This is a genomic window from Mitsuokella multacida DSM 20544, assembly GCF_000155955.1.
GTDB classification, from domain to species: Bacteria; Bacillota; Negativicutes; order Selenomonadales; family Selenomonadaceae; genus Mitsuokella; species Mitsuokella multacida.
In genome coordinates, this window is sequence record NZ_GG697141.2 from 1,392,679 (window position 1) to 1,415,346 (window position 22,668).

At 59.2% G+C, this 22,668-nt stretch carries 19 protein-coding genes; 15 read left to right on the forward strand and 4 right to left on the reverse strand.

Going from position 1 to position 22,668, the window contains the following annotated elements:
- The first annotated feature begins 69 nt into the window (after window positions 1-69).
- From tpiA to MITSMUL_RS06480, 13 genes are all read left to right on the forward strand, one after another.
- Window positions 70-819, forward strand: a complete 750-nt coding sequence (tpiA, locus tag MITSMUL_RS06420) for a triose-phosphate isomerase (RefSeq protein WP_005841063.1) — start codon at window positions 70-72, stop codon at window positions 817-819.
- A gap of 33 nt (window positions 820-852) precedes the next feature.
- On the forward strand, window positions 853-2,382 hold the full coding sequence (gene gpmI / locus MITSMUL_RS06425) for a 2,3-bisphosphoglycerate-independent phosphoglycerate mutase (RefSeq protein ID WP_005841065.1): 1,530 nt from the start codon (window positions 853-855) through the stop codon (window positions 2,380-2,382).
- 119 nt (window positions 2,383-2,501) lie between these two features.
- Window positions 2,502-3,197 (forward strand): iron-sulfur cluster assembly scaffold protein, encoded by a 696-nt coding sequence (locus tag MITSMUL_RS06430; RefSeq protein ID WP_005841066.1) that lies wholly within the window; start codon window positions 2,502-2,504, stop codon window positions 3,195-3,197.
- A gap of 57 nt (window positions 3,198-3,254) precedes the next feature.
- Complete coding sequence (locus MITSMUL_RS06435) at window positions 3,255-4,259, forward strand: GGGtGRT protein (RefSeq protein ID WP_040635636.1); 1,005 nt, start codon at window positions 3,255-3,257, stop codon at window positions 4,257-4,259.
- A gap of 325 nt (window positions 4,260-4,584) precedes the next feature.
- Window positions 4,585-5,028: an Hsp20/alpha crystallin family protein gene (locus tag MITSMUL_RS06440; protein WP_005841072.1), complete on the forward strand. Its 444-nt coding sequence runs from the start codon at window positions 4,585-4,587 to the stop codon at window positions 5,026-5,028.
- Between the two features lie 311 nt (window positions 5,029-5,339).
- Entirely contained in the window at window positions 5,340-7,571 is a 2,232-nt protein-coding gene (locus MITSMUL_RS06445) for a TonB-dependent receptor (RefSeq protein ID WP_005841076.1), read from the forward strand.
- 16 nt (window positions 7,572-7,587) lie between these two features.
- Window positions 7,588-8,583 carry a FecCD family ABC transporter permease gene (locus MITSMUL_RS06450; RefSeq protein ID WP_005841078.1) on the forward strand — a complete coding sequence of 332 codons (996 nt, stop codon included), beginning with the start codon at window positions 7,588-7,590 and terminating at the stop codon, window positions 8,581-8,583.
- Complete coding sequence (locus MITSMUL_RS06455) at window positions 8,583-9,584, forward strand: FecCD family ABC transporter permease (RefSeq protein ID WP_005841080.1); 1,002 nt, start codon at window positions 8,583-8,585, stop codon at window positions 9,582-9,584. The genes MITSMUL_RS06450 and MITSMUL_RS06455 overlap by 1 nt, the downstream gene beginning before the upstream one ends.
- Before the next feature lie 31 nt (window positions 9,585-9,615).
- The gene (locus MITSMUL_RS06460) at window positions 9,616-10,425 is read left to right on the forward strand and encodes an ABC transporter ATP-binding protein (RefSeq protein ID WP_005841082.1); all 810 of its coding nucleotides are present in this window, start codon (window positions 9,616-9,618) and stop codon (window positions 10,423-10,425) included.
- Complete coding sequence (locus MITSMUL_RS06465) at window positions 10,418-11,521, forward strand: ABC transporter substrate-binding protein (protein ID WP_005841084.1); 1,104 nt, start codon at window positions 10,418-10,420, stop codon at window positions 11,519-11,521. The genes MITSMUL_RS06460 and MITSMUL_RS06465 overlap by 8 nt, the downstream gene beginning before the upstream one ends.
- Before the next feature lie 12 nt (window positions 11,522-11,533).
- Window positions 11,534-12,175: a MotA/TolQ/ExbB proton channel family protein gene (locus MITSMUL_RS06470; RefSeq protein ID WP_005841086.1), complete on the forward strand. Its 642-nt coding sequence runs from the start codon at window positions 11,534-11,536 to the stop codon at window positions 12,173-12,175.
- Window positions 12,175-12,585 carry an ExbD/TolR family protein gene (locus MITSMUL_RS06475; RefSeq protein ID WP_005841088.1) on the forward strand — a complete coding sequence of 137 codons (411 nt, stop codon included), beginning with the start codon at window positions 12,175-12,177 and terminating at the stop codon, window positions 12,583-12,585. The genes MITSMUL_RS06470 and MITSMUL_RS06475 overlap by 1 nt, the downstream gene beginning before the upstream one ends.
- A 7-nt stretch (window positions 12,586-12,592) precedes the next feature.
- Entirely contained in the window at window positions 12,593-13,333 is a 741-nt protein-coding gene (locus tag MITSMUL_RS06480; protein ID WP_005841090.1) for an energy transducer TonB, read from the forward strand.
- A 66-nt stretch (window positions 13,334-13,399) separates the two neighbouring features.
- Here MITSMUL_RS06480 and MITSMUL_RS06485 read toward each other — a convergent pair whose 3' ends face one another.
- A complete protein-coding gene (locus MITSMUL_RS06485) occupies window positions 13,400-14,245 on the reverse strand; it encodes a deoxyribonuclease IV (RefSeq protein WP_005841091.1) in 846 nt (281 codons plus the stop codon).
- A 101-nt stretch (window positions 14,246-14,346) separates the two neighbouring features.
- On the reverse strand, window positions 14,347-15,153 hold the full coding sequence (locus MITSMUL_RS12125; protein WP_050751646.1) for a helix-turn-helix transcriptional regulator: 807 nt from the start codon (window positions 15,151-15,153) through the stop codon (window positions 14,347-14,349).
- A 334-nt stretch (window positions 15,154-15,487) separates the two neighbouring features.
- Between MITSMUL_RS12125 and MITSMUL_RS06495 the strand changes: the two genes are divergently transcribed.
- Together MITSMUL_RS06495 and MITSMUL_RS06500 are read left to right on the forward strand one after the other, a co-directional pair.
- Complete coding sequence (locus tag MITSMUL_RS06495; protein ID WP_005841093.1) at window positions 15,488-16,834, forward strand: MFS transporter; 1,347 nt, start codon at window positions 15,488-15,490, stop codon at window positions 16,832-16,834.
- Window positions 16,835-16,982: 148 nt separating this feature from the next.
- Window positions 16,983-19,892 carry a metallophosphoesterase gene (locus MITSMUL_RS06500; RefSeq protein WP_005841094.1) on the forward strand — a complete coding sequence of 970 codons (2,910 nt, stop codon included), beginning with the start codon at window positions 16,983-16,985 and terminating at the stop codon, window positions 19,890-19,892.
- Window positions 19,893-20,253: 361 nt separating this feature from the next.
- Here the strand turns inward: MITSMUL_RS06500 and MITSMUL_RS06505 are convergent, their stop codons facing one another.
- Window positions 20,254-21,678, reverse strand: a complete 1,425-nt coding sequence (locus MITSMUL_RS06505; protein WP_005841096.1) for an aldehyde dehydrogenase family protein — start codon at window positions 21,676-21,678, stop codon at window positions 20,254-20,256.
- Window positions 21,679-21,728: 50 nt separating this feature from the next.
- A complete protein-coding gene (locus MITSMUL_RS06510) occupies window positions 21,729-22,532 on the reverse strand; it encodes a DeoR/GlpR family DNA-binding transcription regulator (RefSeq protein WP_005841097.1) in 804 nt (267 codons plus the stop codon).
- Window positions 22,533-22,668: the final 136 nt, after the last annotated feature.

Genomic DNA, 22,668 nt, shown 5'->3' on the forward strand with positions numbered 1-22,668 from the left:
GGTTTAGGTGAGGGGCCCGCAGGGCGGGCCTCTGCACCATCTGATACAGCATTAGGGGGTATTTCAAAAATGGCAAGAACTCCGATCATTGCAGGCAACTGGAAGATGAACAACACGATCGTCGAGGGCAAGAACCTCGTCCGCGGTCTGGCTCCGCTCGTCAAGGACGCCAAGGTCACGGTTGTCGTCTGCCCGACGGCTACGGCTCTCGCAGCTGTCGCTGACGCAGCACTCGGCACGAACATCCACGTCGGTGCACAGAACGTCCATTGGGAAAGCCATGGTGCCTTCACGGGCGAGATCTCCACGGGCATGCTCAACGAGATCGGCGTAGACTACTGCGTCCTCGGCCACAGCGAGCGCCGCGGTTATTTCGGCGAGACGGATGAGGGCGTCAACAAGCGCGCTCATGCTGCTTTCGCTGCTGGCATCACGCCGATCATCTGCTGCGGTGAGTCCCTCGAGCAGCGCGAAGCCGGTGTCTATCTCGACTTCGTCGCAGGCCAGGTCAAGGCTGCTCTCGCTGGCTTCAAGCCGGAAGAAGTCGCTCAGCTTGTCATCGCTTATGAGCCAATCTGGGCAATCGGCACGGGCAAGACGGCTTCGTTCGAGCAGGCTGAGGAAGTCTGCGCACACATCCGCAAGACGGTTGCAGCAGAATTCGGCCAGGAAGCAGCTGACGGCATCCGCATCCAGTACGGCGGCAGCGTCAAGCCGGCTACGATCAAGGATCTCATGAAGCAGCCGAACGTCGATGGCGCCCTCGTCGGCGGTGCATCGCTCAAGGCTAAGGACTTCAGCGAGATCGTCAACTACTGATTCGGTTCCTTTTAGAAGGAGTAATAATCCACAATGGCAAAGATCAAACACGCACCGGTCGCACTCATCATCATGGATGGCTGCGGTCTCGGTGGTAAGCTCGACAAGAGCAATGCCGTAGAAGCTGCGAAGACTCCGGTCCTCGACGGCCTCATGGCAAACTACAACACGAGCCATCTGCAGGCTTCCGGCGAATTCGTCGGCCTGCCGGACGGCCAGATGGGCAACTCGGAAGTCGGTCACACGAACATCGGTGCCGGCCGCCTCGTCTACCAGCAGCTCACGCGCATCACGCGTGACATCAAGAACGGCGACTTCTTCAAGAACGAAGTCCTCGTCAAGATCATGCAGGATGCCAAGGCAAATGGCGGCGCTGTCCATTTGCTCGGCCTCGTTTCCCCGGGCGGCGTACACAGCCATCAGGGCCACCTCTACGCACTGCTCGAGATGGCAAAGCAGCAGGGCGTCAAGGACGTCTACGTCCACGCCTTCCTCGACGGCCGCGATGTGCCGCCGCAGAGCGCACAGCCGTACCTCGAGGAGCTCGAGGCAAAGTGCAAGGAGATCGGCGTCGGCAAGATCGCGACGGTCGCCGGCCGCTACTACGCAATGGACCGCGACCATCGCTGGGACCGCGAGCAGAAGGCCTATGAGGCCATCGCTCATGCAGAGGGTGTCGTAGCAGACGACCCGGTAGCCGGCCTCAAGGCAAGCTACGAGAACGGCGTCAACGACGAGTTCGTCGTGCCGTTCGTCGTCAAGGGTTATGAGGGCATGAAGAACGGCGACGGCGCCATCTTCTTCAACTTCCGCCCGGACCGTGCCCGCCAGCTCACGCATGCGTTCGTCGATGAGACGTTCGACGGCTTCGAGCGCGATGAGGATCTCAAGATCCCGTTCGCGACGTTCTCCCAGTACGAGGACGGCATGAATGCAGCGGTCGCTTTTCCGCCGGAGCACATCGACAAGACGCTCGGCGAGATCATCCAGGACAACGGCCTCACGCAGCTCCGCATCGCTGAGACGGAGAAGTACGCGCACGTCACGTTCTTCTTCAACGGCGGCGTCGAGGAGCCGTACAAGGGCGAGGACCGCATCCTCGTCCCGAGCCCGAAGGTCGCTACGTATGACCTCAAGCCGGAGATGAGCGCCGTCGAGGTCACGGACAAGGTCTGCGAGGCCATCCGTTCCGAGAAGTACGACTTCATCATCCTCAACTACGCGAACTGCGACATGGTCGGTCATACGGGCGTCTTCCCGGCAGTCGTCAAGGCTGTCGAGACGGTTGACTCCTGCGTCGGCCGCTTCGTCGCTGCCATCAAGGAAGTCGGCGGCGAGGTCTGCATCACGGCGGACCACGGCAATGCCGATAAGATGATGGACTACGTCAACAACCAGCCGTTCACGAAGCACACGACGAACGCTGTGCCGTTCATCGTCGTTTCGGACCGCGTCAAATCCGTCAAGGACGGCGCGCTCTGCGATATCGCACCGACGCTCTTGACGCTCGCTGGTCTCGACATCCCGAAAGAGATGACGGGCAAGAACCTCGTAGAGCTTTGATTGCGCGATAGAGGCAGCATTCCCTTGAGCAAGGAAGGGCAGGGGCCCCTGCCCTCAATGCTGGCCCCAGAGAGAATGCACCTCAGTATTATATTTTAGAAAAGAGAGGAATACGAACAATGATTGCTTATTCACAGAAAGTGGAAGACATGGCATGCGTAGCACAGGAAGTACATCACGGTGCTGCCCCGATTCCTGAAGAAGGCAAATGGGTAAAATCCAAGAACGTCCAGGACATCAGCGGCCTGACGCACGGTGTTGGCTGGTGCGCTCCGCAGCAGGGTGCCTGCAAGCTGACGCTCAACGTCAAAGACGGCATCATCCAGGAAGCCCTCGTTGAGACGGTAGGCTGCTCGGGCATGACGCATTCCGCTGCCATGGCTGCTGAAATCCTTCCGGGCCTGACGGTCCTCGAAGCACTCAACACGGACCTCGTCTGCGATGCCATCAACACGGCTATGCGTGAGCTCTTCCTGCAGATCGCTTACGGCCGCAGCCAGACGGCATTCTCCGACAACGGCCTGCCGGTCGGCGCTGGTCTCGATGACCTCGGCAAAGGCCTGCGCAGCCAGGTCGGTACGCTCTACGGCACGCTCAAGAAGGGCCCGCGTTACCTCGAACTCGCAGAAGGCTATGTCACGAAGCTCGCTCTCGACAACGAAGGCCGCATCATCGGCTACGAAGTCGTACAGCTCGGCAAAGTCATGGAAGCTGTCCGTGCAGGCAAGGATGCCAATGAGGCAATCAAGGCCAACACGAGCACGAAGGGCCGCTTCGCTGACGGCGTCAAGTTCATCGATCCGCGTGAAGAGTAATATCCTCGCTGCGTGACGAGATTCCGAGTTTCAAGGTAAAAGGAAGGAATGAATAGAATGTCATTATTCGAAGGCTATGAGCGCCGTATTGATAAAATCAACGAAGTCTGCAAACAGTATGGTCTGGCTTCCATTGAAGATGCTAAGAAAGTCTGCGACGAGAAGGGCATCAACCCGTATCAGATCGTAGAAAATCTCCAGCCGATTGCATTCGAGAATGCAAAATGGGCTTACACGCTCGGTGCTGCCATCGCCATCAAGAAGGGCTGCACGAAGGCTGCTGACGCCGCTAAGGCTATCGGCGAAGGCCTCCAGGCTTTCTGCGTACCGGGTTCTGTTGCTGACCACCGCAAGGTCGGTCTCGGCCACGGCAACCTCGGCGCTATGCTCCTCTCTGAGGATGCTGGCTGCTTCGCATTCCTCGCAGGCCACGAGTCCTTCGCAGCTGCTGAGGGCGCTATCGGTATCGCTAAGACGGCCAACAAGGTCCGCAAGAACCCGCTGCGCGTCATCCTCAACGGTCTCGGCAAGGATGCTGCTCAGATCATCAGCCGCATCAATGGCTTCACGTATGTCGTGACGGACTACGACTTCAAGACGGGCAAGCTCAACATCGTCGAGGAGATCAAGTACGGCACGGATCCGGAGCGTGCAAAGGTCAAGTGCTACGGCGCTGACTCCGTCCAGGAAGGCGTTGCCATCATGGAGCACGAAGATGTCGATATCTCCATCACGGGTAACTCCACGAACCCGACGCGCTTCCAGCATCCGGTCGCTGGCTGCTACAAGAAGGCTTGCATCGAGAAGGGCAAGAAGTACTTCTCGGTCGCTTCGGGCGGCGGCACGGGCCGTACGCTCCATCCGGATAACATGGCAGCCGGCCCGGCTTCCTATGGTATGACGGATACGATGGGCCGTATGCACGGCGATGCTCAGTTCGCAGGTTCTTCCTCCGTTCCGGCACACGTCGACATGATGGGCCTCATCGGTGCAGGCAACAACCCGATGGTCGGCATGACGGTCGCTGTCGCTGTTGCTGTACAGGAAGCAATGAACAAATAATTCCCGCTGACGGGAAACTTGCATAGAGAGACGGCGCTCAAAAGGGCGCTGTCAGGCAGCAGAAGAGCCGCAATCCAAAAGGATTGCGGCTCTCTGCTTTGTATCCCTGTCTTGCGTTCAGCCGCGCAAAAAAAAATTTGTTCATTTGACCTATTGACATTTTGACCAATTGTGGTACAATGATAATTGAAGCGAGGGAGAGATCCCCGGAGGAGAGATCCAAAGGGACGAGAGCCCGAGGCTTCATCAAGAAGTTCAAGAGTTCCCGGACAGCAACACGCATCCGCGTGCCACTCCGGCAAGTTGCAGAAAGGGGATTTGCTTTATGTTTGGTTTGGTTCCATTTGCATCGCGTAAAGATCTCGCGAAAGAAGAGAATGCTTTTGATCGTCTGTTTGATGTCTTCGACGAGCCGTTCCTGACGAATTTCAAGGCACCGGACTTCAAGGTCGATGTCAAGGATAACGGCACGAGCTATGAGCTCACAGCTGAACTGCCGGGCCTCAAGAAAGAGGATATCTCCCTGACGTATGAAGACCATTACCTGACGATTGCCACGAAGACGGCAGAGGATAACGACAAGAAGGACGAGAAGGGCAATTACGTACGCCGTGAGCGCCGCTCGACTTCGATGAGCCGTTCGTTCTACATCGACAACATCGATGAGTCGAAAGCGACGGCGGAGTACAAGGACGGCGTCCTGACCGTCTGCATGCCGAAACTCACTGAGAAGGCAGAGCCTTCGCACACGATCAGCATCAACGGCTGAACGTGGCAGGGAATCGGCGTTTGAACCTAGTTTTCCCTCATAACTCTCTCTACGACATAGAATGAAGAGCCGCAGCTCCACGAAAGTGGAGTTGCGGCTCTTTATTTTTTTGTGATTATCATCTTTGCATGGACCCTTTTGGATGGCCATTATAATGATATTTAATTTCAATTAATTTAAACAAGTTGTATTGACAATCGATATCAGTGGCTATAAGATAAGAAAAGATTTTCATTCAACGATAATGAATATCAAGAGATACCGCCGAAAATCAGAGGATAAGAGCATCAAAGGATCAGAAGAGGTGTAGTATGAGAGAACGTATCATGTACCGCAGGATTGCACTGGCTTTGGCCAGCATGGCCATTGTCTCACCGCTGGCCATGCATCCGGCCATGGCAGCGGCGGAGGACGAGGTCTACGACTTCGGCTCGAGCGACATCTATGCAGAGAAGTCGGCGGAACCAGCCCTAGAGACGAAGGCAGAGCCGGCTCCTGTGCAATCTCCTGTGGAACCGGTGACGGAAAACGAAGAAGAGGCTCCGGCTGCCTATGCGGGCGGCCAGGTCTCGACGTCTGTTCAGCTCGGCGTGTTCGGCGACCGCCCGACGCTCGATGTGCCGTTCAACATCACGGGATACACGAACAAGATGATGGAGGACAATCAGGTCGCGACGGTCGATGACGTCATCGTCCACGACCCGTCGGTCAGCGACCAGACGCTGTCGGGCGTGTCGAGCGCCTGGAACATCCGCGGTTTCAAAGCACAGCAGCAGGATGTCCAGCTCAACGGCCTTTACGGCATCGCGCCGCGCTTCTACGGCGGCGTCGAGGGCGTGGACCGCGTCGACGTGCTCAAGGGACCGAGCGCCATCCTTGCCGGCATCGCGCCGAACGGCTCGCTTGGCGGCACGATCAACTACATCACGAAGCGCGCCGGCAGCGAGCCCTTGAACCGCGTCAAGATCTCGTACGGCAGCGACAGCGTCTTCACGCAGCAGGTCGACTTCGGCCGCCGCACGGATGACGGGAAGGCCGGCCTGCGCATCAATGTGCTGAACCGCAACGGCGAGACGTCGTTCGACGAGCACATGCGCACGGATTCCATCACGCTCGGTGCGGACTACAAGGGCGACCGCTACCGCCTCGGCTTCGACTACGGCTATGTCTACAACAAGGTCTCGGACCAGCAGTACCAGCTGACGATCGGCAGCAAGGCGCTTGCGACGATGACGAGCATGTTCAAGGTGCCGCGCGGCACGAAGTTCGGCGCTGACGGCGGCTACCGCTCCATCCATGAGCAGTACGGCATGCTGCACGGCGAGTACGACTTCAGCAAGGACTGGACGGGCTACTTCTCGTACGGCCTGCGCAACACGAAGATGGAGTACTTCTACAATAACTTCTCGCTCTCGGACCGCCTCGGCAATGCAACGATGAAGTACTCGTACAACAATCAGGTCAACAAGGCCGACTCGGGAGAGGTCGGCGTGCGCGGCAAGTTCTTCACGGGCGGGTTCAAGCACGAGCTCACGGTGGGGGCGAACCGCATCCACTACACGCGCTACATGAACAATCGCACGGTCAAGTCCGGCCTCAAGACGAATCTCTGGGATATCGACTTCCAAGTGCCGGAGAATCCCTACAGCTGGTCGGAGCCGAAGAACGACGAGAACACGTTCACGGGCGTCGCGCTGACAGATAATATCACGACGCCGAATGAGAAGTGGCAGTTCGTGCTCGGCGGCCGCGAGCAGCGCGTCAAGGTGGACACCTACGACACGAAGACGGGCGCGGAAAAGACGCATTACGACGAGTCGGTCTTCACGCCGGCCCTTGCCGTCGTCTACAAGCCGCAGAAGAACATCTCGCTCTACGCCAACTACATGCAGGGCCTCGATGCCGGCGATTCTCTCGTCACGGATACGGATGCCTCGAACTACGGCGAAGCCTTTGCACCGTTCAAGACAAAGCAGTACGAGGTCGGTGCGAAGTACGACTTCGGCAAGTGGGCGACGACGCTCTCGGCCTTTGCTATCAAGTCCCCGACGCTCATCGAAGACACGGCGACGAACCGTTATGCGCCGAGCGGTGAAGTGCGCCATCGCGGCATCGAGTGGAATGTCGTCGGCGAGCCGCATAAGGGCACGCGCCTCATGGGCGGACTGATGTTCCTCGATGCGACGTACCGCAATACGGCGGGCGGCCTCTACGATGGCAACCGCGTCGCGGCGACCTCGCGCTGGAACGCCGTTATGGGCCTCGAGCAGGACATCGCCTCCGTGCCGGGCCTGACGCTGACGACGAATCTGACCTACAACAGCTCGGCCTACACCAACGAGGCCAATAGCTTCCGCGTCTCGCCGTGGGCGACCTGGGACCTCGGCGCGCGCTATAAGTTCAAGGCGGGTGGCGTGCCGCTCACGCTGCGCGGCGACGTCTACAACGTCACGAACCGCAACTACTGGCGCGCCCTGCAGAACAACGGCGTCTTCCTCGGCAAGTCGCGCACCTTCCTGCTCTCCCTGACGGCGGACTTCTGACGAGGGGAGCGATAGAATGGTATCCACAAAACGGGTGGCCTTGCTGGCTGTCGTACTGATTGCCGTGCTCGGCGCGCTCGCGCTCTTCTCGCTGACCGTCGGCATGCGCGCCATCCCGCTCTCTGGCGTGCTGAATGCCCTGCAGTCTGCGGGCAGTCAGGAGCCGTCGGACCTCGTCGTCTGGACGCTGCGCCTGCCGCGCCTCTTGGCGGCGCTCGTCTGCGGCATGAGCTTTGCCGTGGCCGGCGCCCTCATGCAGGGTGTGACGAACAATCCGCTGGCCAGCCCGTCCATCCTCGGCATCAATGCCGGGGCGAGCTTCGGCCTGGCACTCGCGATGATCTTCCTGCCAGCGGCTTCGCTGCAGGTGACGATTGTCAGCGCCTTCTTCGGCGCGGCGCTCGCGACGGCCTTCATCCTCGTGCTGGCCTCACTCAAGCATGGCCTGACACCCGTCTACATCGCGCTGGCCGGCACAGCGGTCAGCGCTGTATTCTTAGCGGTCACGCAGGTGATCGTCGTCTTCTTCGACGTCGCGCAGGAGCTCAGCTACTGGACGGCCGGCGGCATCAGCGGCATCCGTATGACGGCAATCCTCGGCGTCGTGCCCTGGACCATCCTGGGGCTCATCCTCGCCGTGTCCGTCTCGCGCTCGGTGACACTGCTCTCCTTCGGTGAGGACATGGCCATCGGCCTCGGCGGCAGTCTCTCGCGCATCCGCCTGCGGGCGGGACTTGCCGTCCTGATTCTCGCGGGGTCGGCTGTGGCTGTGGCGGGGCCTGTCGGCTTTGTCGGCCTCGTCGTGCCGCACATCACGCGGCGCATCGTCGGCATCGATTACCGCCTCGTCGTACCGTTCTCGGCCCTCTTGGGCGCACTTCTCGTGCTGGTCGCGGACATGGTCGCGAGGACCGTCTCTCCGCCGTTTGAGATCCCGCTCGGCGCCGTGACGGCGCTCGTCGGCGTGCCGTTCTTCCTCTATCTGGCCAACCGGAAGGAGGTGCGGGGCTGATGAAAAACAGGCACTACATCGCTACATTTGTCATACTCGCGGCACTGCTTCTCGGCCTCTTCTTCCTGCACCTGCAGGCGGGCTTCCACTACTTCACGAAGGAACATCTGCTCGCCAGCCTCTTCTGCGGCGGCACGCCGGAGGAGCGGCTGACAGTCTTTGACTTCCGCATGGTGCGGTCCATCCTGGCCGTGCTCATCGGCATGGGCCTCGCCGTCTCTGGCGCGGTCTTCCAAACCATCTCCAAGAATGAGCTCGCGAGCCCGAGCCTCTTAGGCGTCAATGCCGGCGCGGCGCTCGCGGTCATGCTGCTGATCTACGGCAGCTCTTCGGCGACGGGCCTCGGCATCTGGCAGCAGCCGCTCGCGGCCGTCGCCGGCGGGGCTCTAGCGGCAGCTCTCGTCTTTTTCCTCTCGCACCGGCGCGGCCGCATGACGAGCACCTACAATCTGGTCCTCAATGGCATCGCCGTCACAGCGGGCCTGCACGCGCTACAGATCCTGCTGCTCGTCAGCCTCGATCCGACGCGCTTCCAGCAGGTCAACACCTGGCTCATCGGCAGCATCTTCGGCAACAGCTGGACGCATGTCGACATCCTCTTTTTCATCGTGCTCGCCGTTCTGTTCTTCTTGCTCGCAAACCACGAGACGCTCGACCTTTTGGCCCTGCGCGAGGAGACGGCGCTCGGGCTCGGCCTGCGCGTGAGCCGCACGCGCTTCGTCCTCTTGATGGCGGCCGTCGTGCTCGCCTCATCCTGCGTTGCTGTCGGCGGCAGCATCGGCTTTGTGGGCCTCATCTGCCCGCATATCGCCCGGCGCCTCGTCGGCGTGGCGCACTGCCGCTATCTGCCGGTGACGGCGCTCTTAGGCGGCATCCTGCTCGTGGCAGCGGACTACACGGCGCGCATCATCATCGCGCCGGATGAGATGCTCGTCGGCCTCGTCGTCTCGCTGATCGGCGCGCCGTATTTCCTCTACATCCTCTTGCGCAGCAAGGGTTGATCCACGTTACTATTTTGAAAGGAAGGAATCCATGGAACTCAAAGCCAGGCATCTGAAGGCCGGCTACGACAAGAATGTCATCATCGAGGACATGAATCTGACCGTGCCGGCACACAAGGTGACGGCGCTCATAGGCGCCAATGGCTGCGGCAAATCGACACTCCTCAAGACGCTCTGCCGCATCCAGCCGCCCCTCGGCGGCGAGGTGCTCTTGGACGGCCGATCCATCTTCGCAGAGGACAGCCGTCAGCTTGCCAAGAAACTCGCCATTCTGCCGCAGAATCCGCAGGCCCCGGCGGGGCTCACCGTGCGGGAGCTCGTCAACTACGGGCGCGCACCGCATCGCGCGCGCTTCTTCGCGCGCACGACGCAGGAGGACCGGCGCATGGTCGAGTGGGCGCTGCAGGAGACGGACATGACGGCGTTTGCCGACCGTCCCATCGAGGCGCTCTCAGGCGGACAGCGTCAGCGCGCCTGGATTGCGATGGCCATCGCGCAGGACACGGAGATCCTGTTTCTCGACGAGCCGACGAGCTTTCTCGACGTCGCACATCAGATGGATGTGCTGACGCTCGTGCGCCATCTCAATACGGCCTACGGCAAGACGATTGTCATGGTCATCCATGAGATCAACGAGGCCGCGCGCTTTGCCGACTACCTGCTCGCGATGAAGCACGGCACGCTGCTCTACGAGGGCACGCCGGACGAGGTCTTCACCAAGGAGATGCTCGCCGATGTCTTCGGCATCGACGCCGAGCTCCTGCGCGACCCGCGCACCGACCGGCCGCACTGCATCCCGTATGTGCGCGACCTGACGAAAGAGGAGAAGTCCTATGCGTAACTGTCTCTTGACCTGGGGCCTTCTCGCCGTGCTCACCGTGATGAGCCTCGCTCTTGGCGGCTGCGGCAGTCACGCTGCTTCTGGCAGCAAGAGCACGGCGCTCTTTGACCCCGCCGTGGTGCGCGCCGATACGCCCGAGGCCATCGACGCAGAGCTTGCGGCCCGCTTCGAGAAGACGAAGAAGGCTGCGGACAAGATGTTTGCCGAAGAAGAGGGTCATCTCGTCATCGCCCACAAGTACGGCAAGACCATCCTGCCCGAGCAGCCGCAGCGCATCGCCGTCATCGGCCTCGAGGACACGGCCGTCTCGCTCGACATTCCAATCGCGGCGGAGCACCTGACGAAATCCTCGTACCTCTACCCGCTGATGAAGGACAAGGGCATCGCCAACATCCCCATCAATGCGGAGACGAAGACCATCAACCTCGAAGCCGTGCAGCAGGCAAAGCCTGACCTCATCCTCATGCGCGACAGCTACGACAAGAACGCCTACAATGCCCTCTCGAAGATCGCGCCGGTCGTCGCGCTCGACCTGCAGAAAGAGGAGGTCACGGCACTCGCGGCTGCGCGGGCCGTCGGGCAGCCGCAGAAGGGCGAGGCGCGGCTGCACGCTTACTACGGTCGCGTCAAGCAGGCGCGCATGGCCATCAAGGGCAATATCGGCGATGCTACGGTGGCATTCCTGCGCGTCATGCAGAAGGAGATCCGCCTCTACCCGTATTCAGCCAATGCGACGAACCGCTTCATGTACGAGCTCTTGAACCTCAGGCCGGACCCGATGGTCGTCGCGCTCGACAAGACGAAGAACAACCTCGCCATCTCGATGGAGTCCCTGCCGGACCTTCAGGCCGACTACCTCGTCATCTCGAGCGGCTACGGCGCAAGCAGCGCCGGCAGCAAAGAAGCGGCCGCCAAGCGCTACGAGGAACTGCGGAAAGACCCGCTCTGGCAGACCCTGCCGGCTGTGCGGGAAGGACACATGCTCGACGTCGATTCCATCATCTGGAATGCGCACGGGCTCATCGCGAAAGAAATGGCCATCCAGGACCTCGTGGACTGGCTTGGCTCTGGCAATAGTGAAAGAGAATCAGAATAAAAGGAGATCATCATGGAACTTTTGACGACAGGAATCACGTTTTTCCAGAAGGGCGGCATCGTCATGTACGTGCTGCTGCTCTGCTCGCTCTTCGTGCTCTCAATCGGCATCGAGCGCGCCCTCTACTTCCGCCGCATGGATTCGGGGCGCGCCTTTGCGCGCGACTTCTACCTGGCCCTGGCCAATGGCAAGCGCCAGCAGGCCGAGAAGCTCGCGGACGATGCGCGCGGCGCTCTTGCCGACATCCTGTTCGCCGTCATCACGAAGAAGCCGGAAGCCCGCAAGAATCCCGCGACTTACATGGAAGTCCAGTCGGGCATCGCGCTCGCCAAGCTGCGCAAGCGCCTCTACTACCTCAGCGTCATCGTCACGATGGCTCCGCTGCTCGGCCTGCTCGGCACGATCAGCGGCATGATCACCTCGTTCTCCGTCTTCAATCTGGAGTCGGGCCAGGCCACGGCCATCACGGGCGGCGTCGGCGAGGCCCTGATCGCGACGGCCATGGGCCTCTGCGTCGCCATCATCGCCCTGACGGTCCACGCGTACTTCTCGCAGCGCATCGAGAACATCGTCACGGACATGGAGCAGTGCTTCTCGATGGTCGAGACGGCTGAAGCAGGCGATATCCATGGCGTCAAAGAGGAGGCCTCCTGATGAGACTACGGGACAGAAGGAGCTTCACGAAGCCGGAAGTCATGATCATCCCGATGATCGACATCATGTTCTTCCTGCTCGTCTTTTTCATGATCAGCACGCTCTACATGGTCAACCTCAAGACGGTTGACGTCAATGTGCCGAAGGCCGTGAGTGCTCAGACACAGATGAACGTGACCTACCTCGTCACGCTCAAGAAGGACGGCACGCTGTACCTCGAGGACCAGCCCATCGAGGAGAAGGCCCTCATCAAGCAGGCGCAGCAGGAGAACCGCACGAGCAGCCACTTCGCCGTCGTCGTGCGCGCCGATGAGGGCATCGACTACGGCAAGGTCGTCGACCTGCTCGACCACTTCCGCAGCGCCGGCATCAGCCGGTTCGGGCTCGCAGCCGACGCGGGCGGGAAGTGAGGCGCCGATGGTTCGAGAAGATAAAGAGAAGGCGGCCAGCTGGGGCATCTCCGCTATCGTCCACCTCCTCATCCTGCTGCTCGTCACCGCGACGGGCCTCTTCCAGGCCGTCTCATCAGAGAGCCATCCCGTCGACGTCGAGATCTACGACAATGTGACGGAGGATGAGCAGCCCACAGATGGCAGCGAGGCAGTCGAAGAGCAGACCGCTGCAGCTGAGGCAGCTGAGATGGGAGCACCGGCAATGGCCCCCATTGTCATCGACGAGAGCATCAAGGCCCCGGAGATCGAGAAGGAGACGAAGGCGGAGAAGCCGGAGAAGCCAGACAAGGAGAAGCCGGACAAGAATCCTTCGGCTGATGCGAAAGCGAATGCCAGCGATGCGAAGGGGACGAGCGGCGCCCCCGGCGGCAGGGACGGCGGTTTGGACAAGCCGCAGGGCGGCCCGGCCCGCGATCCGGCCCATGTCAAGCACGTCAAGGTGCGCGCGCAGCAGCTCAGCACCTCGCAGCCCGCGTATCCGATTGCTCTGCAGGCCCAAAAGGCCGTCGGCAGCGTCACGGTCAATTACATCATCAATGCGTCTGGCGGCGTCGAAAGCCCGCAGATCGAGGCGTCCTCGGGGTATCCTGAGATGGATGCCGCAGCGCTCGCGGCCATTGTGAACTTCACCTACAGACCCGCGCGCAACGACTACGATGAGCCCGTCAACACGCACGGACGCTACACCTTCCGCTTCCATCCATGATAGTATGATATCATGATGCAAAAAAACTGACCCATGCTGGGGTCAGTTTTTTCGTTTGTAGGAATATTATTCCGCCGCTTCGCGCAGCATGGCAATCTCACGCGCGTAGCCGGCAGCGTCGTTCGGTGTTTCGAGGATGAAGGGCAGATCCTTGAGGGCCGGGTGGCGGATGACGCGCACGAGCGCTTCAAGGCCAATCTCGCCCTCGCCAATGCGGGCGTGGCGGTCCTTGTGGCTGCCGCGCGCGTTCTGGCTGTCATTGAGATGGATGGCCTTGAGGCGCGAAAGGCCGATGACGCGGTCGAACTCCGTCAGCACCTCGTCGAGGTGCTCGCGGATGTCGTAGCCGCCGTCCCAGACGTGGCAGGTGTCGAGGCAGACGCCGAGCTTGTCACCCTGTTCGACGCGGTCGATGATGGCGCGCAGTTCCTCGAATGTGCGGCCGACCTCCGTGCCCTTGCCCGCCATCGTTTCCAAGAGGACTGTCGTCTGTTGGTCCGGCGTGAGGACATCGTTGAGTTGCTTGGCAATCAGAGCGATGCCCTGCTCGGCACCCTGGCCGACATGGCTGCCGGGGTGGAAGTTGTAGAGGTTGCCGGGCAGGTGCTCGAGCCGCTGCAGGTCGTCGGCCATCGCCTCGTGGGCAAAGCGGCGCAGGTTCTCCTTGGCCGCACAGGCGTTCATCGTGTAGGGCGCATGCGCGACAAGCGTGCCGATATCGTGCTCGTCTTTGTAGTGCAGGAAGGCCTCGACATCCGCGAGGTCGAGCTCCTTCGCGCGGCCGCCGCGCGGATTGCGCGTGAAAAAGGCAAATGTGTCTGCATCGAGCTTGACCGCCTCATGACCCATGGCCAGGAATCCCTTGGACGAGGAGAGGTGGCAGCCGATGTGCAATCTATGTTCAATCGTCATATTGTACTCCAATCTTTATCAATAATATTTATTTGTTATAGTATAGCATATAAAAAAGACGTCCGCATGAAATCTTGCGGACGTCTCTTTCTATTGCGTCTCTATTGCGCCCATGCCTTGCGATACTTGCCGGGTGGCATGCCGACGATGTTGCTGAAGACGGATTGGAAATAGTTGGAATTGTTGTAACCGCACTGCATGGCGATGTCTGTAATCGTCATGTTGGTCGTCAGCAGGAGGGTCTGTGCTTCCTCGATGCGCCGACGGATGATATACTGCATCGGGGAGGAGCCCGTGAGGTCCTTGAATGTGTGGGAAAGGTAGTAGAGGTTGATGTGCAAGGCCTCGGCTATGTCAGCGAGCTTGAGGTCCTCGAGGTAGTGCGCATCGATGTACTCCTTGATACGCGTTCCCATCGTGAAAGAGGGATTCTCTTCGTTGCCTGCATCTTCTTCGGCCAGTGCCGTGACGGAGATGACGAGAGCTTGTGCGAGCGCAGCGCCAATCTCGCAGCGCTCATCGTCCTCTCCCTTGAGTGCTGCTAAGAGCTTCACTTCTTTGAGTAGTTGGCGCAGGAAGATGTGACGCCCGTCTTTGCCGAGTGGCAGAACGAGCGGTGCCTCGCTCTTCGTGAGATGCCCGGGCGCCAGTCCGCAGAGGTGGAGTGCACCGATGTGTATGGTAAAGGCCGTGAAGGAACTGCTCGTCTTGAAATCGTGGAGCGTATCGCTGTTGACCAGGATGAGGTCATCGGTGTGCAGCTGCAGGCTGCCCTCTTTGAGGTGCATGCGGCAGTGCCCTTTCTCGATGAAGAGAATCTCGGCGATTTCATGGTGCGATTTGAGCGTGCCGAACGATGTTGCGCCGTTGAGATTCTCAATGGATTCCAGGTGGGGCCGTCTGCCCATCTCGAATCGCGATTGTTTCGGGCTGCCAAATGGTAGGATAGACATAGATTTCGACCTTTCTGCGCCAGAATACGGATAAATGCGAATTAAAAACAAAAATTATAAGTTTTCGCACAATGCTGGCCAAGAAATCAGAGAACTTCATGCCAACATTTCGGTATAATGAATTCCAGAAAGATCAGTTGATGATGATTTGTTGGTTGTCTCTTGGATGACTCAACCTTCATATCTATTATTATACTGATAAATCACAAAAAATCCAGTCTTTTCCGGAGAGTCTGGAAAAAAGGAATAATCAAAGTTGCTTTTTCGTAGGAAAGGTAAGGTGGAGAAAATGCTGAAATGGTTCCTGACTGGACCGGATAAGCCTCGCATCCAAGACAAGGCTGTGGTCAAGAAGATGTATCATACAGCACGTGTTCAGGCTGTCACGGCCATGATCCTCGGCTATGGCATGTATTACGTCATGCGCATGACGCTCGGCGTCGCCAAGAAGCCGATGCTCCAGGACGGCTTCACGCCGACGGAACTCGGCATGATGGGCGCGGGCATGCTCGTCGCCATCGCCATCGGCAAATGCGCAAACGGCTTTATTGCCGACCACTGCAATATCAAGAAGATCGTACCACTCGGACTGCTCGGCGCGGCCATCGTCAATGCCATCCTCGGCATGAGCAATACGACCTGGGTCTTCATCGTGCTCTGGGCTGTCAACGGCGTGTTCCAGAGCATGGGCTCAGCACCGTGTATCGTCTCCCTGTCACAATGGTTCGCCAAGAGTCAGTTAGCTACTTATTACGGCGTTTTCAGTATCGCACATTACGTCGGTGAAGGTGCCACCTATCTCGGCACTTCGATGATCATCGTCGCTCTCGGCTGGCATGCCGCCTTCTTCGTACCGGGCGTTGCCTGCATCGTGCTCGCATTCATCATGTACCGCTTCATGCGCGACCGGCCAGAGACGTACGGCCTGCCGTCTGCCAATGAGTTTGAGGGCGAAGTCGCCCAGGAAAAGAAAGAGCAGCAGGTTTCCACGAAGGAAGCACAGCTCATGGTCATCAAGAATCCGTACGTATGGCTGCTCGCCGCTGCGGCAATCTGCCTCGGCATCTCCCGTTATTCCATCTCGAGCTGGGGCGTCATCTTCCTGCAGGAAGCGAAGGGCTTTGACCTCGTGACGGCCGGCAGTGTCATGTCGCTCTCTCCAATCCTCGGCGGTGTCGGTTCCTTCTTCTCCGGCATCATCTCCGATAAGATCTTCCATTCGCATCATTCGGTCACGACGATCGTCTTTGGCATCATCATGCTGATTGGCATTGCTGGTGTCTGCTATGTACCGGCTGGCGATCCGACGCTCGCAGCAGTCTGCGTCGCCGTCTTTGGCTTCGGCCTCGGCGTCATCCTCTGCTTCGTCGGCGGCCTGCTCGCTGTTGATCTCTGCCCGCGCAAGGCGACTGGTGCGGCGATGGGTGTTATCGGCCTGCTCGCTTATGGCGGTGCAGCTCTGCAGGATATCGTCAACGGCCTGCTGATGGATTCCGCGAAGGTCGTCGTCGACGGTGTCACGACGTATCACTTCGAGACGATCACGAACTTCTGGATTGCATCTGTCGCAATCATGACACTGCTCATCGTGCCGACCCTCTGGGCAAAGAAGCACGAGGATGCAGAAGAGAAATAAAAGAAAAATTTGCAGAATCATTCTTTCCCCATTATGATGGGGGAAGAATGATTTCCTGATGTGTAGAAATGACCTCAGTTCCTAGGTGTACCGTTTTCTGGCTGCAGCTGAAGCGAGGACCATGGCAGGTTTCGGAGGACGATAATATATGGCAAAGAACATCATCAACGGGCCCTATCTCCTGGACCCGCGCGCTACGCAGATTACAGTGGCTTGGGAAGCCATCGTGCCGCAGGCTTTCAAGGTGACGGCACGGGCGGCTGACGGGACGGAGTATCCGGGGGCCGTCGCTTATCAGCGAGAAGAGAAGTGTCAGGAGTATCCGCAGGGCGCCTGTGTCTACACGGCTGTCATCGAGGGGCTGGAACCTGCGACCGAATACGCTTATACGATTACAGGCGATGGTGAAGTCGCGGCAGCATCCTTCACGACACTGCCGGAAGCTCCTGGGCACCTCCATCTGCTGACGCTCTCGGACTCGCATCTCTTTCACAACAGTGCGTTCTTCAAGAAGGTCGTAGCGCAGGAGGCCCCGGAATTCATCTTGCATGGCGGCGATATTTCCTTTGGCACAGGTTATCAGCATGACCAATACCAGGACAACTGGTTCCACAAGATACCAGAACTCCTTGCGCGCGTGCCGGCTTATTACATCCACGGCAACCACGACGATGGTTCCTTTTACGATGCGTTCTTCACGGCGACGCAGGGGCGCACCGTCCATACGCCTGACGGCGGCAATACCTTCTCGTTTGATTACGGCCCAGCACATTTCACGCTGATCGACAGCAACCCCTGGGGGCTGTTTGAGATGAATGCCGTCAACTCGGAGATGCCGCTCGACCGGGAGACGCGCAAGCGTATCGATGATACGCTCAAGTGGATTGAGGAAGATTTGACGAGTCCTGCTGCTAAGAAGGCGAAGTGGCGCATCCTCATGATGCATCATCCGTATACAGACCCGTTCAACAACCGCTACATCGTGCCGATTGCCGAGCGGTGCAAGGCACAGCTCGTCCTCGGCGGCCATCTGCACTACTACATCAAGTCGGTGTCGGTCGACCCGAAGGTCGGCGCCCGCACCGTCTACATCTGCGAGGGCAGTGCGCAGGACCCCGAAGCGGAGTACACGCCGGCCAGAGAGGAAAAGCGCCTGTTCAGCGAATTCCCCGAAGTCACGGCGAAGGGCCGCAGCAATTACGGCATCCTAGACGTGACGGAGAAGGCCATCGATTACCGGCTCTATGGCTTCCGACAGGATGGCAGCCCCGAGCTCGTCGATACAATCCATCTGACGCATGATGAGCCTGAAATCACGTTCACGGATATCGAACTGCGCCGCTTGGACAACAACGGCAATGTCGAGGTCCGGGCGCTGGCCGAGAACCGGGGGACGTCCATGGCCGAAGCCGTCATCCACTTGCTCGACAACAAGTGCGAACACGCTATCAATCTCTTCGGCAATGAAGAGAACAGCCAGGTCGCCGTGCTCGAACCGGGGGAGAAGCGCAAGCTCACGGCCGTCTATCAGGCTGTGCAGCCCGGTGAGCACACGCTGCGCGTCGGCGAAGCGGAGCTGAAGCTTGTCGTCTTTGAGCCGACACAGCTTTCCTTTGCGCACATGCGCGTGCGCGCCGGACAGGGCGAGGAGGCTGACTGCATGATCGCGGGCATCGAGGCGACGAACAATCTCGATCACGAGATCTTCATCTCAGTCCCGCTTTACATCAACCAGCGCATCGCCGAGACGAAGAGCCTGTTCTTCCGCGGCCACGAGAAGCGCTACATCGAATTCCACTACAAGTTCCAGCAGGGCGGCGAATATCAGGTCAACATCGCCGACCAGCTGCCGAAAGAAGTCTCGATTGAAGGCGGCATTCGCATCATCCCGCGCATCCTCGATAAGTCGGGACACGGCCATACGGCACTGCTGCACGGCTCACCGAAAGTCCGCGAAGTTGACGGCCGTATGGAGGTCGCACTTGAGCAGTACGGGGACTACATCGAGATTCCTGCGAGCCGCGATCTTCGCGCGCCGCAGGGCTTCACCGGTATGGTCTGGGCGGAAATCGACCGTCTGGCACGGCCGAGCGAGATGGGACATAATCCGCTGATGGTCCGCGGCAAGTCCGTGGGCTGGGGCGCGACGTACTGCCTGCGCATGGTCGTAGAGCGTGCTGGCGGACTCAAGTGGGGCATCTGCCATGACATCACGGAGTATTCGTGGCAGGGCGGCGAGGCGAAAATCGGCGACTGGGCGCAGTACACGATGACCTTTGACAAGCAGAGGGGCGGCGATTCGTACTGCGACGGCAAGCAGCTCGCTCATGTAGCGGGCATCTCCGATGACAGCGAGATCCGCCAGTGGGACGATCAGCCGATCTTTGTCGGTTATTCCTACATCGGCCATGTCATCCCCGAGATCGGCCGCCCGAAGTACTTCACGCATCTGCCCGGCCGCATCGGCCAGGTCCGCTTTTATAAGAAGGGCCTGACGGCAGAAGAGAATGAAGCGATATACCGCAACCCCGAGGCAAAGGGCCCGGAGGATGAGGCACTAGCAGTCTGGCTTGACTTTCGCAACATCCTCAAGGTCGGCACGCACACGACAGAGTGGCGCCATCCGGCCATCTACGACCCAGCATTCAAGACGCAGAAGAAGTACTGGCATTTCAAGCAGCTCAAGGCCAAGACGCACCTGCCTCTGCAGGCCAGCCTGCGGGCTACCGTGGAGGTATCGGATGACATGGCCACGGTCAAGGGCAGCCGCCAGATCGTCCTGAAGGACGGCACGAATTATGTGGATATCTCGAATCTGCCAGAGGCGCAGTACCTGCGCATCGTGACGGACTTTGCGGCGGAAGTCGGCCCGGACGGCACGTTTGTGCCGGAACTCCTCTCGTATCAGGTCGTGGCGGAGAATGAGCGCGACTTCACCGACATGTTCTGGTCGACGCGCCCAGACTGGGAGCGCGGCTGCTTCACCGGCGCCGTCGGTTTCCCACCAGTCGACCGTCTGCGCGACTACCCCGAATACACCGATGTCATCCACGGATGACAACCTTCTCCTACGAGGACAGGATCTTGATAGATTCCTGCCCTCGTTTTTTGTTGATAGAAAAGATTTGAGGTGGGAATCATTCCGGTTGTTTACTGGATTGTATCTTTGGTGCGGGGACCTGTTTCGCCTGGAGGCGTGGAGTGACTGCCCGCAGGGCTGCGCCCCGACGAGGAGTGGCTTTGCTGGCGATGACGGAACGCCGCGGCAGGCGGCGAAGCTGCATTGATGCTCATTACATCATGGGGTGCATTCAACGGAACGCCGAAGCCGAAATAGGTCCCCACGCCTGACACTCGATGTGCGCAAATAAAGAAGGCGCCTGCATGCAACTCCATGCAGGCGCCTTCTTGGCGATAGTTCAATCGAAATTCATGATAATGGTCTTCTCCTCCGTGAGCTCGCGGATGGCGTACTCGGGGCCTTCTTTGCCCATGCCGCTGTCCTTGACGCCGCCGTATGGCATGTTGTCCATGCGGAAGCTCGAGCCGTCGTTGATGACGACGCCGCCTGCTTCAATGTGCTCGGCTGCGTAGTGGGCGATGTAGAGAGACGTCGTGAAGACGCCGGCCTGCAGGCCGTAACGAGAGTTGTTGACGCCGGCGACGGCCTCTTCAATCGTATCGTAGGGGATGATCGAGAAGACTGGTGCGAACGTCTCGTTCTTGACGACATCCATGTCCGGCGTGACATCCGTGAGAATGGTCGGCTCGTAGAAGGCACCGTGGCGATGACCGCCTGTCAGCAGCTTGGCGCCGGCTGCGACAGCGTCCGCAACCCAGCTTTCGATGCGGATGGCTTCTTTCTCGGCAATCATCGGGCCGAGGCATGTCGTCTCGTCGCTGAGCTTGCCACCCTTGAAGTTCTTGGCGAAGGCGACGGCGTAATCGCAGAACTCTTGATAGATGCTGCGCGAGACGTAGACGCGCTGGCAGGAGATGCAGACCTGGCCGGCGTTGAGGAAGGCATACTTCGCCAGGAGTTCGGCGACCTTCTTGACGTCCTTGACGTCCTCGTGCACGACGTTGGCCGAGTTCGAGCCGAGCTCGAGGGCCACGCGGCGGAAGCCCGCGGCTTCCTGCAGGGACTTGCCGACGGGAACACTGCCCGTGAAGGAGAACATGCGGATGCGCGCGTCCTTCGTCAGGTAGTTGCCGACGAGCGCGCCCGGGCCGGTCAGCAGGTTGAGGCAGCCTGCTGGCAGTCCCGCTTCGCGGAAGACGTCGCAGAGCAGCGCGGCCGTCAGCGGCGTCGCGGAGGCCGGCTTGTAGATGACGGTGTTGCCAGCTGCGAGTGCCGGGCCGATCTTGTGAGCGGCGAGGTTCACCGGGAAATTGAACGGCGTGATGGCGCAGACGACGCCGAGCGGCTGGCGGATGGTGAAGGCGAGTTTATGCTGGCAGCCTGGTGCGCCGGCGAGCGGGATGGTCTCGCCCTTGAGACGCTTGGCTTCCTCGGCCGAGAGGATCAGCGTCTGGTAAGCGCGCCCAATCTCGCCACGGGCGTCGCGCAGCGGTTTGCCGGCCTCGGCCGACAGCGTCGCGGCAAATTCTTCTGTGCGCTCGCGCATGAGATTGGCTGCCTTGAGGATGATGGTATAGCGCTCATAGGGGGAGAGCTTGACCTCGCGGAAGGCCTTTTCGGCCGCGTCGACGGCAGCATGGCATTCTGCTTCACCCGCGACGGAAATCTCTGCGATGACATCATTCGTCTCTTTATTATAAACGGGGACGGTCTTCTCGGTCATGACGTCCTGACCACCGATGTACAAAGGCTGTTTTTTCATGGGGATACCTCCTGTTTATTTATAATCTATATACTGCCACGCCATAAATCTCAGCGTGTCATCGCGATCTTCTCGACTTCCTCCCTGCGTATCGTGTCTGGCGTAACGAGCTCGATGTGGTTGGCCGTGCAGTAGGAGACGTACTTCTCGGGTGGCATCTTGTTGGTCACGATGTATTGTACCTCTTTGAGCGTGCAATAGCTCATCAGGGAGGAGACGTCGAATTTGGAATCATCGACGAGCAGGAAGTGCTCGCAGTCCTTCTCGACGAGGCAGCGCTTGATCTCGCACTCGAGCGGTGAGGCGTTTGTCGCGCCATGCTCGAGTGAGATGCCCGTGCTCGCGAGGAAAACCTTCGATATATTATAGCGGCGCAGGACCTGGATGACCTGTGGCCCGACGAATGCCTTGGACGGGGTGAAGAGAGAGCCGCCCGTCGCGAGGACATTGAGGTTGCTGTAGTTGGAAGCTGCATTGATGACGTGGACGCTCGCCGTGACGATGGTCAGGCGGCGTTTCTCCGTGAGATACGGAATCATGTGCATCGTGGTCGTGCCGGAGTCGATGTAGACGACATCGCCGTCGTGGACGAAGTCGGCTGCCATGCGGGCAATCTGTTTCTTGGCCTCGGTGTTGCGGTTCTCACGCGAAGCGAAAGGTTCAGGATTGCCTGCTGGCTCTGCGAGGACGATGCCTCCGTAGACCTTCTTGATGACGCCCTGCTGCTCGAGCTCCGCAATATCGCGCCGGATGGTGTTCTTGGAGACCTGGAAGGTATCACAGAGATCATTGATGGAAATGTTGTGCACATTCTTCAATAATTCATGGATACGATTGATTCGATCGATTTTCATGAGAGATCACCTGTTTCTACTGCCTGGGGTACACGACGCGTCGAATCATCTCGCAACACGTGCCAACAGACATTCAAGAAATAACCAATTTATGGGTATGTTTGTTTATACTTATTATAAGCGAATTGCCTGATAG

What these genes read in the sequence shown, in the direction of transcription:
- tpiA (WP_005841063.1), top strand. Translation starts at nt 70, where the DNA reads ATGGCAAGAACTCCGATCATTGCAGGCAACTGGAAGATGAACAACACG.
- gpmI (WP_005841065.1), top strand. Translation starts at nt 853, where the DNA reads ATGGCAAAGATCAAACACGCACCGGTCGCACTCATCATCATGGATGGC.
- MITSMUL_RS06430 (WP_005841066.1), top strand. Translation starts at nt 2,502, where the DNA reads ATGATTGCTTATTCACAGAAAGTGGAAGACATGGCATGCGTAGCACAG.
- MITSMUL_RS06435 (WP_040635636.1), top strand. Translation starts at nt 3,255, where the DNA reads ATGTCATTATTCGAAGGCTATGAGCGCCGTATTGATAAAATCAACGAA.
- MITSMUL_RS06440 (WP_005841072.1), top strand. Translation starts at nt 4,585, where the DNA reads ATGTTTGGTTTGGTTCCATTTGCATCGCGTAAAGATCTCGCGAAAGAA.
- MITSMUL_RS06445 (WP_005841076.1), top strand. Translation starts at nt 5,340, where the DNA reads ATGAGAGAACGTATCATGTACCGCAGGATTGCACTGGCTTTGGCCAGC.
- MITSMUL_RS06450 (WP_005841078.1), top strand. Translation starts at nt 7,588, where the DNA reads ATGGTATCCACAAAACGGGTGGCCTTGCTGGCTGTCGTACTGATTGCC.
- MITSMUL_RS06455 (WP_005841080.1), top strand. Translation starts at nt 8,583, where the DNA reads ATGAAAAACAGGCACTACATCGCTACATTTGTCATACTCGCGGCACTG.
- MITSMUL_RS06460 (WP_005841082.1), top strand. Translation starts at nt 9,616, where the DNA reads ATGGAACTCAAAGCCAGGCATCTGAAGGCCGGCTACGACAAGAATGTC.
- MITSMUL_RS06465 (WP_005841084.1), top strand. Translation starts at nt 10,418, where the DNA reads ATGCGTAACTGTCTCTTGACCTGGGGCCTTCTCGCCGTGCTCACCGTG.
- MITSMUL_RS06470 (WP_005841086.1), top strand. Translation starts at nt 11,534, where the DNA reads ATGGAACTTTTGACGACAGGAATCACGTTTTTCCAGAAGGGCGGCATC.
- MITSMUL_RS06475 (WP_005841088.1), top strand. Translation starts at nt 12,175, where the DNA reads ATGAGACTACGGGACAGAAGGAGCTTCACGAAGCCGGAAGTCATGATC.
- MITSMUL_RS06480 (WP_005841090.1), top strand. Translation starts at nt 12,593, where the DNA reads ATGGTTCGAGAAGATAAAGAGAAGGCGGCCAGCTGGGGCATCTCCGCT.
- MITSMUL_RS06485 (WP_005841091.1), bottom strand. Translation starts at nt 14,245, where the DNA reads ATGACGATTGAACATAGATTGCACATCGGCTGCCACCTCTCCTCGTCC.
- MITSMUL_RS12125 (WP_050751646.1), bottom strand. Translation starts at nt 15,153, where the DNA reads ATGGGCAGACGGCCCCACCTGGAATCCATTGAGAATCTCAACGGCGCA.
- MITSMUL_RS06495 (WP_005841093.1), top strand. Translation starts at nt 15,488, where the DNA reads ATGCTGAAATGGTTCCTGACTGGACCGGATAAGCCTCGCATCCAAGAC.
- MITSMUL_RS06500 (WP_005841094.1), top strand. Translation starts at nt 16,983, where the DNA reads ATGGCAAAGAACATCATCAACGGGCCCTATCTCCTGGACCCGCGCGCT.
- MITSMUL_RS06505 (WP_005841096.1), bottom strand. Translation starts at nt 21,678, where the DNA reads ATGAAAAAACAGCCTTTGTACATCGGTGGTCAGGACGTCATGACCGAG.
- MITSMUL_RS06510 (WP_005841097.1), bottom strand. Translation starts at nt 22,532, where the DNA reads ATGAAAATCGATCGAATCAATCGTATCCATGAATTATTGAAGAATGTG.